Source organism: Streptomyces sp. NPDC029956 (assembly GCF_055574655.1).
This window is the reverse complement of sequence record NZ_JBVHZJ010000105.1, coordinates 1-13,044: the sequence shown is the minus strand read 5'-3', so window position 1 is coordinate 13,044 and position 13,044 is coordinate 1. Positions and strand designations below refer to the sequence as shown.

Below are 13,044 nucleotides of genomic sequence, written 5' to 3'. Positions count from 1 at the left end.
CCGCCGCCTCACCAGTGAGAACACCATCTCCTGGCGCGACCCGAAGAAAGTCACAGAGCATCCCATCTCGGGATGAAACATTGGACGAAAACGACGTCTAAGGCGGGTGAGCACGCCGGAGCAGTGAGCCCCGCGCGGGCGAAGTCAGCATACCCCACTTCTCGTCCAAGTGACGATAAACTTCCCGCCCGGCCCTCTGCGCTTTCACGGGGAAATCTTTCGGCGCGTGATGGTCGGTGCCGGGTAGCGTCCTTGGCCATGCACAGCGATCTCGACACCGATCAGGCATGGGTGTGGCTGCGGGCCAGCCGCTCGAACCCACCGGGCAAGGCGGCGGATCCCGGCGCCCGCCGCAAGACTTACGCGGCCGCTCTGGAGCAGACCGGCCAGATGTTCCGAGCCGCCGCCGTCGTAGACCCGGCCACACGGCCCTTGCAGGTCTTCTACGGACTCAGCCAAGCCGGACGCGCCATCGCGGCCGCGGCCTTGTCACTCAAGGGCCAGGACTGGCGGCTGGAATCCCACGGGATCAAGACAACGGGGTTCCACCTCCCCTTCCCCGACATCGAGATCCGCACCGACCCTCCCGGTACCCAAGGCAGCTTCGTGCGAGTCAGCGAAGCCCTCGACTCCCCGGTGTGGGCCACGGACCAGATACGTCTGGAGGACGTCTGGGACCTACTGCCGCCGAACCACGACTATCCGCTCACCACCAGAGACAGGCTCACCCCGTTGTTCACGGACGAGCGCAGCGTCGGCCACCACGAGCACAGCCTGCTGAGCGTCCCCGTGTGCAACATCCCCGACCGCGTCATCGACGCCGGCACCCGTGAGGCACTCGCCGACTTCCTCACGGCGTACCCCACCATTGCCCGACACGAAAGCTACGTCACTACCCGTACCATCAGCCTCGGCGCGGAGGCACCACCGGACTACAGCCGCTACGAGCACGGCGGCGGCGAACTGATGGTCAACTGGGAGATGCCCCAGGGATCGGCGACAGGCGCCGAGCGCCGGGAGTCCCTGCGGGCCATCACGCGTCCGTACGCCGGGGCCCGGTACTTCCTGCCCGTCCTGCCTCCAATGAAGCAGGAGCTGCATCCCCTGATGGCATGGTGGGCTGTCCTATACGCCCTCTCAATGCTCGCCCGCTACCAACCCGCGACCTGGGTCAAGCTCATCAGCGTTGACGACAGCCAGCACGCGGTCCCCATCGAACGACTGCTAGAACGGGCGATCAGCCACCTTCCCGTCCTGATCACGGGGGCCATCATCGAGGTGAGCACCTAAGTCGAACACCCAGGCGGCAGCCCGCGATGAAAGGGCGTCCCACGGGGGTGCTTTACCGGGCACACTGGACGGCGTGACCCCACCAGACGTTCGAGGACTAGAGCAGCTTGAAGGTGCTGTCCTGGACGACAAGACTCCACTCGCATCTGCGCTCCGCCGCTGCCTGATGCTGGGCGGCTACGCCCACCATCAGGAACTGAGGACCTGGGCACGCAAGGAACTCGAAGGCTACGGCCCTGACGACGATCTCCCGGCGTATCGAAAAGTTCCAGCAGCCCTTGAGATCAACGCGAACGTCCACCACTTCGGCGGGATCACGCAGTACAACGGTCGTCGGATCAGCCCGCACCAGCTTCCCGAACCGGCACGCGAACGCGGCGTCGGAGAGATGGCCCCCATCCTCAACGGCGTCAAGGAGCTTGAGAGGCTTGTCGCCCGAGCCGAGAAGTCCGTCTTCTTCGCACCGCCGGGCTCGGCGGAGTACGCCCTGCTGATGACTCTGCAGCAGCGAAAGGCCGGCAACGAAGACACGGAGATCACCTCTCTGCACTGGGATGTAGCCATCTCCAGCATCGAGGGCGTCCTTGACCACATCAGAACCCGCCTAACCATGTTCGTCGCAGAAGTGAGAGCATCCATGCCCCCTGGCCAGCAGGATCCCAACCCCGCCCAGATCGGCGACGCTGCCGAGAGAGCCTTCAACATCAGCGCCGGCGACAACGCGACCGTAAACATCAACGCACCCAAAGCCCACGCGGATCGCGGCGGGACAGCGAGCGCAAACATCAACGAGCCTGCGACGACTCCGGCGCCGCAGCCCTTCTGGCACCGCACGAACGTCCTCTGGACGGCCGCCGGTGCTGTCGGCGCGGTAGCATCGGCGATCATCGCCTGGGCCGCCCTCAAGTAGCCGAACGGGGCTGCCAGCTGACCCCGCCGACAGCCCCACGCATCGCTTGAAGATCGCTACGACCACCGCATCCCGATTGCGGACAGCAGCTCCACCCGCTCCGGGGGCAGCGTCGCCGCCCTGGAGCGCTGGTTGCCGATCCAGGCTCCGAGCCGGAGCTCCCGCTCCTGCTGGTCCTCGCCGACGATCCGTTCGACGTGCTTCCGAGGGACCCGCAGGTGGCCCTCGCGCTCGAAGAACTGCTTGGCGGCCGCGTAGTTCAGCGCCCATTTGTCGGCCTGCGTACGGCGCGGCTGCGGCTTCTCCTCCTCGGTCGCGGGTGTGATGCCGAGGACCTGCTCGCACATCCACTGCTGCACGGTGGTGAGCTTGTCCCAGCCGAGCCGCTGCGCCCGCACCCACCGTCCGAGGTCCTCGCCCTGGTGCATCACCTCGCCGGGCTCGGTTGGCAGCGTGCCGCCGACTTCCTCAAGGTGGAGCCGGACGAGGTGGAAGGCGCGCTGCCATTCGACCGGCCAGACCGGGCACCAGGATGGATCGATGTCCTCCAGTTGCTCGCGTCGCTCCGCCGACAGGGCGCCGGACCACGACTCCACCGGCAGGCCTTCGGCCTGGTGCTGTTCGAGGTCTTGGGCACGCCGGGCGGCGGCCCGCGCGTTCTTCAGCCAGGTACCCACCCGGTAGCCCTGGTGCGTGGCGTCGAGCGGGGCCAGGAGGTGCCCGTTCGTCTCGGCCCACCCGCGCGCCGCCGCGAGACCTTCCTCCCATGCGACGTCGAAGTGGCTCCACACCATGCCGAGCTTCTCCAGCTGCGTGATGCGGTCCTCGTCCATGTCCCCGCGGGCGTAGAAGCGCCGGTTGTCGGCGGTCCACTGGCCCAGCGGGAACCCGGCTAGCGAGGCCGGCCACCCTTCCTCTTCCGCCTGGTCCTCGACGGTGGGCACGCGGAACGTGAACGGCACGCGGAGGTCACCGTGCTCGCGGGCGTAGATGACGGCGGCCTCCACGCCGCGCCGCCAGTGCTCGTGCTCCGGGTTGAGGACTCGCAGGTTGATGAATGCCGCCAACTGCGCCGGGTCGCGGGGCGTGGAGAACTTCAGCAGGGCCCTGGCGGGGGCGCTGACGCCTCCGGAGCCCTCGCCGCTCCCGCCCGTGCTCGCGCCGCTCTCGTCCTTGCTGACGGGCTTGTAGCGGCTCGGCGCCTGCTGCTCGGCGAGCGTCTCCACGATCCGGGCGTCGTGGGCCCGCAGCGCCTCCAGAAGCTTGGCGAGCCCGCCGAACGCCCGGCTCGTGAGCATGTTGTCCGCCGTCTCGCCGGGCCCGAGCAGCACCGGCACCACGAGCGAGGCCATCTTGCCCTCGCCGGGCTGCATCCGCAGCGCCCGGCCCACGGCCTGGACGAGGTCGGGCATCGAGCCGCGTACGTCGGCCCAGTACACGGAGTCGCAGTTCTTGGTGTCGACACCCTCGCCCAGGACCTTCACCGAGGACAGGAAGCACTTCTCCACGACGGTGCCGTCCGTGGCGATCCCGGCCGCGAACTCCCCGAGGAGCCGGCGGCGGTGGAGCGGCTTGTGGTCGCCGCACAGCCAGTCCGCCCAGATCGTCTTCGGGTACAGCTCGGGGTCGCTGGCGTGCAGCTGCGCGGCGACGTCGGGGAGGCCGGCCGCGAAGGCTTCGGCTTCCTTGACGACGTGGTGGAAGACGAGCGTGCGCCGGAAGCCCTCTTCGGCCGACGCCTTCACCAGGGCGGTCTGGAGCGCGGCGAGCCGGGCCCCGCGGACCTCTGCCGAGCGGCCTTCGGCGCCCAGGAGCTGCGCGGCCTGGAGGGCGGTGTCGGTGACGTCCACGCATACGACCTGGTAGGGGGCACAGATTCCCCTGTCGATCGCCTCCGAGAGGGTCAGGGTGAAGCAGCGGCTGCCGAAGGAGCCCTCGGGGTCGTCTTCCATGCTCGCGACCAGCTCGCCGGGCGTGCCGGCCGCGTCGTCGTCCCCGAGCTACCACAGCCGCGGCGTGGCCGTCATGTAGAGGCGCCGCAGGGACGGGATTTTCTGGTTGTCGTGGACGACCGCCCACGGCTTCCCGATCCGGCCCGAAACGCGGTGGGCTTCGTCCGTTTTACCGACCCTGAATGTGTGTGAGATGTTGATGGGCTGGCATTTCACGTGCCGCGCATGCTCACGACGGCGGAGTGTCAGGATGCACGCCGACCGCCTTGCCAGACATCACGTCTCTCCCTCGGGATCACCCTGCTGGCCCGAGTCGATCACCGGCTTGGGGTGCTCTGCAGAATGGGCATGTACGTACATTCGCCCTTGTCACACCATGGTCAGTTTCGTGTGCGGGTAGTTATGCCGTCGGATAGGTCACGGGGGCGGCGCGGGGGCCGGGAGAGCCAGTAGCCAGCCGAGAGTAGGACGCAGTACGTCTTTTGCTGCTTATCGACGGGGCTTGCGAGGCGGAGACGGCGCTGCCCGGGCTGGAGCGGGCGGTGGACGTGATGCGGACGCAGGTCAAGCTGCAGAAGCTGGACTTCTGGCTGCGTAATCCGGACCACCTGGCCGACGAGCGTCTGACTGCCTACGAGGCCGAGCTCGAGGAAGCGCTCTGGACCTCGCCGGCCGCATTCTGGAATCTGAGGAGCCGGAGGTGCGGCGCTATCCGATGCTGCGCCACCACTTCGGCGCCTACGAGGGCTGGACGACGCTCTGGCGGTACTGCGCAGAGCCGGGCTGCTGGTCCGCCAGCACCGACTCGAAGTGCCTGACGACCTTGCCGGATACGCAGGGCCCGGCATCGCCACCGTCCCGATCACCCCACGTGGCCCACGTCCTAGCCACGCACCTGCTCAATCCGCCGTGCGCCGCCGCAGCGGCTACCCTGCTTGTTCGGCACCACCCATGCCCTGCTGGACATGACAGAGATCGACAGTGTCGACGAATGCGTCACCCGCCTGGCCATCCACCAATACGTCGGCATGTCGCCCGGGCTGCGCCACATGTACGCCATCCTGGATCACGCCCGCCCGTTTCCTGGCCGCAGCCCTGCAGTTCCGCAGTCGCACCCAGCGAACCTTCGCCCACCACAGCCTGTTCGCACGCTGCTTCGGCACTTCCGTCCGCTTCGACCATGTCATCCGCGACGCCGACCTCGACATTCCTGCCGTCCGCCACCCGCACCCGGCCCAGGAGCGGCGCACCGCCGCCCTGTGCCACCATACGACGCCTTTTCGACCGCTGAAGTTCAGCCACCCTCAGGCATACAGGCAATGGCCTCTGCACGCTCCGTTACGATGAGCGCCACAATTGTTGGCACGTGACACGGACAAGCCCGAATCAGGCCCCCGTCCTGCTGCGTGCCAGGCGATACCGCACAGACGTACGCCGCGGACGGGGGCAGACTCCGGCCCGGACTGCGCCTGGCGACAGTGCGTCCGGCCCCCCGGGGTACGGGCGGGATGCGTGGGGTGGAAGTGCGGACCGACTTCGGTGACCTTGTCGTCGACCAGGCAATTGTCCATGCGGTGCCGCAGCGCGCGAAGAACGAGGAACCCCTTCCACTGGACCTCAGCGAGACGTTCTGCCGCCTCAACGACGACGTACGCACAGCACTGCAGGGAAACCTCCGAGACGTCTTCGACCGCCTGGGGCGCGAGGTCGTGGAGGACCCTGAACTCAAGTCTCCTGTGCCCGACGCCGTCCGGGCCTTCCTGGGAGGCGACCAGGACCTTGTGCAAGTCTCCGGAGAGCTGGCCTACGCGCTGCGTGACAGCCAGACGGGCAAGAGCCCGGCAGGCCTGCTCCTGGTTGCCGCTGCCCGCCTGGACGGCCAGCCCGCGCTGCTGATGGTCAAGCTGGAGCAGGAGACCGGCATGCAGGCCAACGCCATCGACGTTGACGGGCTGCGGACCTTCGACGTGCAGTATTTCGCCAACCTCCTGTTCACCGAGAAGTCCAAGGTGTACAAGGTGGCCCTCTTCGCCGAAGAGGGAGTCACCGAGCCGGGACTTCACGGGTGGGCTGCTGACCCCCAGACGTCAGGCAAGGACGTCGCGCGGTTCTTCCTGGAGAAGTTCCTGGGCTGCCGGCACCAGAACGATCCCAGAGAGCTCACCCGCCGCTTCCACGACACCGCCATGGACTGGATCAACAGCCGCTTCACCGGTTCCGACGTGCGCGTGGACTACGTCATGGCCGTCATGGTCGAGCTCCAGAGCTCTACCCCGATACTGGACCCCCAGACGTTCATCCGGACTCACCTACAGCCACCGCACCAGGACAGCTTCGCCGCCTACCTGGCCGAGAACGATGTTCCCGTCCGCACCTTCGAGAAGAACACCGAGCTCATCGGCAACAGACTGCACAAGGTCCGGGTAGACCTTTCCAACGGAGCCTTCCTGGTCGCGCCGCTGGAGGCCGTACAGGACGGCACGGTGGACGTGAAAGACGTGGGCAACGGCCAGACCACAGTCACGGTCACCGGAACCCTGGCCAAGACCAGCAGCGGCGCCACTGCAGGCCGCCGCCCCAAGCTCCCCAGCCAGCCCACAGAAAGCCAGCTGTCCCAGACAGAGATGATCCCGGGCCTGGAGAGCGTCATCATCGCCCAGACCCGGGCCCTGCCGGTCCTCACCGGGAATGAGCTCCCGCCGGCACAGGCATGACCCCCGCACACAACAGCCATCCGATCCTCACCGCGGGGCTCTCATGCCGCTGAGCATCGACGAAGCCTTCCAGCGCTACCAACTCGAGTGGCCACGCATCGAAATGGCGGCCGAGGCGACCGCGGCCCACCTTGTGCACCACACCACCCGCAAGGGGATCACCTGCCAGGTGACCTCCCGCGCCAAGGAGATCAGCAGCTTCAACACCAAGGTGTTCCAGAGGGGCTACGCCGACCCCTGGAAGCAGGTCACCGACAAGGCCGGCATACGTGTCGTCGTGCCCCACAGAGGCCAGCTCGACCCCGCCCTCGAAGTGATCAAGGAATCCCTCGAGGTCATCGAGGTACAGGACCACCGCGACACTGCCGACGTGGACCGCCTGCAGTACCCACGCCTGCACATCCAGGCCGTCGTGGTGGACAGGGAAGAAGACCCCGATGGCATCCCCTATGAGTGCGAGATCCAACTGCGCACAGAGGCAGTCGACTTGTGGTCACGCATGTCCCACAAGCTCCTCTACAAGCCCGGCATCGCCCCACCCCCCGATGTCAGCCGCTCGCTGTACCGTCTGATTGCTCTAGTTGAGCTATACGACCTCGAGGTCGAACGGGGGGTAAACGCCATGGCCAACCACCCCGCCCTTGCCCACAGCAGCAAAATCCTCGGCCTGGCCGAACGCATCTACGGCACCTTCACCGACCACCCCTACAACACAGACCTGTCCCTCGACGTCGTCGAAGTCCTCTCCCAGACCATCGACGACGCCACCGCCTACGGCGAACAGCTGACTCAGTTCGCCGAGCACTACCGTGAGCGAATCGCACGGGCCTACACCGACTACGGCCCCACCAGCGCCCACTTCCTCAGGCACGGCCGCTACCTGCTGGCTAGCCAGCCGGAGAGCCTGATCATCTTCGAGCGTCTGATGAAAGCCCGCTTCAGCCTTCAAAACGCCTGGGACAACAGCGAGCTACCAGACATCATGCTCACCGACATGGCACAGATCTGGGGAGTCGCCCTATGACCAGAACCACGCAGCCAGAACCCCCGGCCCTTGCCGCCGCCACCGCGATGTTCATCGAGGTCCTCGTGGTCGGCATCGGCGCGCTCACCGCGACCATTTTGCTCCTCATCGCCGTCATAGGCCCCGCCACCACCACCAAACTCGCCCCGCTCGCAGGCTCATCCGCGGCCACCGGACTGGCACTTGCCGCCGCCTATGCCCTCGGCATCCTTATCGACCGTGCCGCCGACACCGTCCTCGCCCCCCACCGCCGCCGCCTGCGCACACGCTTCTTCCCCTCCACCACCGCCTACGCCCAGGCACGCCTGCGACTGGCCGACTTCCCTGTCCTGGCCGCCAGAGCGGACTACGCCCGCTCCCGCATGCGTATCTGCCGCGGCTGGCTCCTCAACACCACGGCCCTGACCCTCACCGCAGACCTGGCCATGCTGCGCTACTCCTTTGAGCACCGCCCACTCGTCCTCTGCACCACCACCGCATTCGGCGCCGTGACAGCCTTCGGCTTCTATCGCGCCTGGCACGCCCTCACAGCGACCGGCTACCGCAAACTCGCCGAACAGACCACACCCCCCAACACCAGCACGCCGGTCCCCACCCAGCCCCAGCCCGACCCATCGCATCCTTAGCGCCGCAAGCACGCACCAGGAGGCATGTGCGCAGCCTCCTACGACCTGCCTGGCCGCAGAGGAAGACGAAGACCACAGGCACATGATGTGCCAGGATCGCCATGTAGAAGGAGGGCGCGCGGTGAGTTCGCTGCAGGTGGACGTGCTGGCGTACGAGGCGCCGTGTGAGCGGTGCTCCTTCTCCCTGTGGTGGGTGTTCGGGCTGCTGCCGTCGTACCGGCCGCGCGGCGAAGAGTTCACCACCACGGACTTCCCCGAGGCCGTCGACATGGCGCGCCGCATCCTGGCGGCACCGGACGGTGATACGCCTGACGTGGCGGCACAGCTATACGACCGGCCCGCCGGGCAGCGGGGCCGCAGCTTCAACCCGAACCGGTGCGGTGCTTGCGGGCACCACGCCGACTGGCACGTTTTCGACACGATCCTTACCCGCGTCTACCACCACAAGGGCTGGATCTATGCCGCCACCGGCCGGATCCCCATCCTTGAATGGCGTGCGATCAGAGGCGGCGGACAAGGAATCCACTGGCCTTACTGCTGACCCCGCTCCAGCCTCAACGTCCCGTCCCCTTCTGAGGAACCACCTGATGCCCTCGGGTGATCTCCCGCAGCCTTTCCCGCAACGGCTGCGCGCCTTCATCACCAATTCGCAGGCCGTCGTGGATCTGCGGCGTTACTTCGGCATAGGCATGCCACCCAGTGAGGTGCCGTTCACCGGTAGCCGGTTCGAGCACCTGGCGGGTGGGGGAGACCGGCCGGGGATCGCTGACCGGTTCACGGCGGAGGACTTGGTCGCGGTGCAGACCTTGTCGGTGACCGTTCCAGCTTCTGTCGCGCTGGACCTTTTGGAGGGCCGCCTCGGCGTGCGGCTGTCTAGCCTGCTGCAGGCCATTCCGACGGACACCGACATGGTCGACGCCGAAGCGGGCATCTTGGCCGAGGGCTCGCCGGCGGACCAGGCCTGGCACCTCCTCTGCGCCCAGCACGGAGTCAACTGGGTCATTGCTGGGAAGCTTCTGGCGCGTAAGCGCTCGCGGCTGCTGCCGGTCTACGACAAGGTGGTGCGCTGCGCTCTGGGCCGCCCGCGCCCCTCGTTCTGGCTTGCGTTGCATGCCGCGCTGCGTGAGGACGACGCCGCGCTGCACCACCGACTGCTGGAATTGAGGCAGGCCGCAGGGGTGCCGGAGACGGTGAGTGCGTTGCGGGTGTGCGATGTGGCGGTATGGATGAACCACCGGGCTCTGGGCCATGCCTGCCCTTGAGGAGCAATGCTCGGAACCTGTGGATCGGCCCGTGTGGGCGTTCATGTATTTCCCCATCTCGGGTGGTTTGAGCGTCATGTAATTCCTCATCCCGACTTCTCCTAATTGGCCATGGGTACGACGGAGTTCGGGATCGAGGGACCTGGTCATCGCGGAGGCGCGTGGGCGGCCCTGGGCCTGTGGTTCGGAAGGCCGATGGTCAGCCCGGATGGCAAGGAGAACGTTCGTCGTGGTCGACATCACCGATATCTACGTCCACTGGTACGCGGGCCGCTCGAAGAGCGAGCTGGCCGCGTCGCTGGGGGTGGACCGCAAGACGATCAGGAAGTACCTGGAGCCGGCGGAGGCGTCCGGGATCACGCCCGGCGGGCCGCCGATGCGGGAAGCCGATTGGGCCAAGCTGATCAAGAGCTGGTTCCCCGAACTCGGCGACCGGCGACTGCGGCAGATCACCTGGCCCGACATCGACCAGCACCGCGACTACATCAAGAACCTGCTGGGGACGGTGACCGTCTCCACGATCCACCAGCGGCTGCGGGACGAGCACAAGCTGGACGTGTCGATCTCCTCGTTCCGCCGTTGGGTGCATGCCACGCTGCCCGATGAGACGGCAAGGTCCCAGGTCACGGTCTTGCGCGATGACGTCGAGCCGGGCTCGGAGGCTCAGATCGACTACGGCCACCTGGGCCAGTGGACCAATCCGAAGACCGGCAAGCGGCACCGGATCTGGGCATTCGTGATGGTGTTGCCGTGCTCGCGGCACATGTTCGTCCGCCCGGTCCTCTACCTGCACCAGCACGCCTGGACCGAAGCCCACGTCGCCGCCTTCCGCTACTTCGGGGGCGTCCCGCGCCGGCTGGTGCCGGACAACCTGCGGACCGGCGTCGACAAGCCCGATCTCTACGACCCGAAGATCAACAAGGCGTATGCCGAGCTCGCCACCCACTACGGGGCACTGGTCGATCCGGCCCGCGCCGCCCGTCCCAAGGACAAGCCGCGGGTCGAACGCCCGATGCCTTACATCCGGGACTCGTTCTGGCGGGGGCGGGAGTTCACCTCGATCGAGCACATGCAGGCCGAGGCTGTGACCTGGAGCCAGAAGGTGGCCGGCCGACGGCAGTGCCGGCCGTTGCAGGGGGCCCGCACCGATGGCGGTGTTCGAGGCGATCGAGGCCGAGACCTTGTTGCCGCTGCCGCCCACTCCGTTCGTGCTGGCCCGCTGGTCGACGGCGGTGGTCGGGCCGGACATCCACATCAAGGTCGGCCGCACTCTCTACTCGGTTCCCTGGAAACTGATCGGCCGCCGGGTCGATGTCCGCTCGACCGCCACGATGGTGCAGGTCTTCCTCGACGGCGACCTGGTCAAGACCCACGTGGCCCTTGATCAGGGAAAACGAACCGACAGGACCGACTACCCGCCGGAGAAGATCGCCTTCCAGATGCGCACGCCGATCTGGTGCCGGACCCAGGCATCAGAGGTCGGGGACGCCTGCCGGACCGTCGTCGACCAGCTGCTGGAGGTCAACGCGCTCTACCGGCTCCGCGCCGCCCAAGGGATCCTCGGGCTGAAGAAGAAGTACGGCGACGCGAGGCTGGAGGCCGCCTGCGCGAGGGCCATCACGGTCGGAGATCCGTCCTACCGGACCATCAAGGGCATCCTGATCGCCGGCACCGAGACCGATCCGGAGCCCGAATCGAGCGGGGACGCGGGCGCCGCGGCCTTCCTCCACGGGCCCAAGCGACTTTTCGCCTCCGTCGCCCCGTCCGAGACGGCGGATGAGCTCCACGACGACCAGGTCCACGGCGAAGTTGAGGGAAGCATCTGATGAGCGTGATGGATTCTGCCCTGCGTGAGTCTCTGAAGTCGCTGCGGCTCTCGGGGATGCTGGAGACCCTCGATGCCCGCCTGGCCCAGGCCCACGGCGGCGAACTCGGGCATCTGGATTTCCTCCAGGTCCTCTGCCAGGACGAGATCACCCGCCGTGAGACCGTCGCCTTCCAACGGCGCCTGGCACGAGCGAAGTTCGAGCAGCAGGTCACCCTGGAGGAGTTCGACTTCACCGCTTCCTCGAAGCTGCCGGCTGCCCAGATCCGCGATCTCGGGGCCCTGCGCTGGCTCCACTCGGGCGAGTCGGTCATCCTCTTCGGCCCGGTCGGGGTCGGAAAGACACACGTTGCACAGGCCCTCGGCCATCTCGCGGTCCGCCAGGGCGCCCACGTCCGGTTCGCCAAGACCAGCCGGATCCTCGCGGACCTCGCCGGCGGCCACGCGGACCGCACCTGGGACAAGCGGATCCGTGAACTGGTACGGCCCGACGTGCTCATCCTCGACGACTTCGCCATGCGCCAGCTCGGAGCGTCCCAGGCCGATGACCTCTATGAACTGGTCAGCGAACGGCAAGGCCGGTCCCTGATCATCACCAGCAACCGGGCACCCAGCGACTGGTATCCCCTCTTCCCCCACCCCGGCGTCGCCGAGTCGCTGCTGGACCGGCTGATCAACACCAGCCACCAGGTCATCATGAACGGCCCCAGCTACCGCCCGAACAAGCGACCCAAGAACCCCACCGACAAGCCCGACAAGCCCCCAGTCCGCTAACGCCCAGCCCAGTCCACGTTCCATTCCCGCGGCAGGTCCTCGTCACAGAAGACGCAGACGAAGTCCTCCTCCCGAACGATGTTCAGCCGGCTACAGGCGGGACAGCGCCGGAACACCACCTCGTGGGTGAAGCCGGAAGGGTGCTCGATTCCGGCTGCGTCCAGAGCCTTCGCGACGGCCGGCCACGAGCTGATGTCCGGGCTGTATCCGGTCGACTGGTTACTCACCTCGCCGACCACCCACTGCCCAGACTCCTCGCGGAAGCCCATCTCTCCGGCGCCGAGAACGGGACCGCCGCCAGCGCACACCACGTGCTCACTCCGGCGCGGGGCGAGCCGCAGCACGCCCGCCGAGTCGATGACGAACGTGAAAGGCTCGGCTAGCTCCACCGCTGCCAGGCCCGACACCCAGTCGTTGAAGTCCGCCACCGAGTGGATGCGTCGGCCCTCAGCCTCCGGCCGGACAAGGGCCCGCAGATCAGGCGGTCCCACATACCGATAGCTCCACCCCAGCAAGTTCACGCTGGCCAACGTAACCCCCGGCCGCGGCCAGGGCCTGGGGAATTACGTGAACTTAGACCGTGTCCTATGTGGTGAGGCGGTCGTTGAGACCGTCATGGGGCGGGGTACGTGGAGTTGGATTGTTCCGGACGGGCTGTGGAAGATCG

10 protein-coding genes and 1 pseudogene are annotated in these 13,044 nt (G+C 67.1%); 9 read left to right on the top strand and 2 right to left on the bottom strand.

Annotated features, from left to right (window positions below; all coding sequences use genetic code 11):
* Positions 1–258 precede the first annotated feature (258 nt).
* A complete protein-coding gene (locus tag ACZ4XX_RS39730) occupies positions 259–1,290 on the top strand; it encodes a YaaC family protein (RefSeq protein WP_468512685.1) in 1,032 nt (343 codons plus the stop codon).
* Between the two features lie 73 nt (positions 1,291–1,363).
* On the top strand, positions 1,364–2,200 hold the full coding sequence (locus tag ACZ4XX_RS39725) for an AbiTii domain-containing protein (RefSeq protein WP_468512684.1): 837 nt from the start codon (positions 1,364–1,366) through the stop codon (positions 2,198–2,200).
* Between the two features lie 56 nt (positions 2,201–2,256).
* On the opposite strand, the gene ACZ4XX_RS39720 is transcribed toward ACZ4XX_RS39725, so the two are convergent.
* Positions 2,257–4,152, bottom strand: coding sequence for a helicase associated domain-containing protein (locus tag ACZ4XX_RS39720; protein WP_468512683.1), 1,896 nt, complete (start codon positions 4,150–4,152; stop codon positions 2,257–2,259).
* 1,517 nt (positions 4,153–5,669) lie between these two features.
* Between ACZ4XX_RS39720 and ACZ4XX_RS39715 the strand changes: the two genes are divergently transcribed.
* The 7 genes and pseudogenes from ACZ4XX_RS39715 to istB all read left to right on the top strand — a co-directional run bounded on the left by ACZ4XX_RS39715 (position 5,670) and on the right by istB (position 12,377).
* Complete coding sequence (locus ACZ4XX_RS39715; protein ID WP_468512682.1) at positions 5,670–6,866, top strand: nucleoid-associated protein; 1,197 nt, start codon at positions 5,670–5,672, stop codon at positions 6,864–6,866.
* 43 nt (positions 6,867–6,909) lie between these two features.
* Positions 6,910–7,890, top strand: coding sequence for a hypothetical protein (locus ACZ4XX_RS39710; RefSeq protein ID WP_386548180.1), 981 nt, complete (start codon positions 6,910–6,912; stop codon positions 7,888–7,890).
* Positions 7,887–8,516: a hypothetical protein gene (locus tag ACZ4XX_RS39705; RefSeq protein ID WP_386548182.1), complete on the top strand. Its 630-nt coding sequence runs from the start codon at positions 7,887–7,889 to the stop codon at positions 8,514–8,516. The genes ACZ4XX_RS39710 and ACZ4XX_RS39705 overlap by 4 nt, the downstream gene beginning before the upstream one ends.
* A gap of 121 nt (positions 8,517–8,637) precedes the next feature.
* The gene (locus tag ACZ4XX_RS39700; protein ID WP_468512681.1) at positions 8,638–9,057 is read left to right on the top strand and encodes a hypothetical protein; all 420 of its coding nucleotides are present in this window, start codon (positions 8,638–8,640) and stop codon (positions 9,055–9,057) included.
* 46 nt (positions 9,058–9,103) lie between these two features.
* Entirely contained in the window at positions 9,104–9,778 is a 675-nt protein-coding gene (locus tag ACZ4XX_RS39695) for a DUF6308 family protein (protein ID WP_468512680.1), read from the top strand.
* A 229-nt stretch (positions 9,779–10,007) separates the two neighbouring features.
* Positions 10,008–11,604 (top strand): annotated as a pseudogene (gene istA / locus ACZ4XX_RS39690) (IS21 family transposase).
* On the top strand, positions 11,604–12,377 hold the full coding sequence (gene istB, locus ACZ4XX_RS39685) for an IS21-like element helper ATPase IstB (RefSeq protein ID WP_468512679.1): 774 nt from the start codon (positions 11,604–11,606) through the stop codon (positions 12,375–12,377). Before istA ends, istB begins: the two are co-directional and overlap by 1 nt.
* Here the strand turns inward: istB and ACZ4XX_RS39680 are convergent.
* Positions 12,374–12,898 (bottom strand): hypothetical protein, encoded by a 525-nt coding sequence (locus ACZ4XX_RS39680; protein ID WP_468512678.1) that lies wholly within the window; start codon positions 12,896–12,898, stop codon positions 12,374–12,376. The two genes, istB and ACZ4XX_RS39680, sit on opposite strands and share 4 nt — an antisense overlap.
* Positions 12,899–13,044 lie beyond the last annotated feature (146 nt).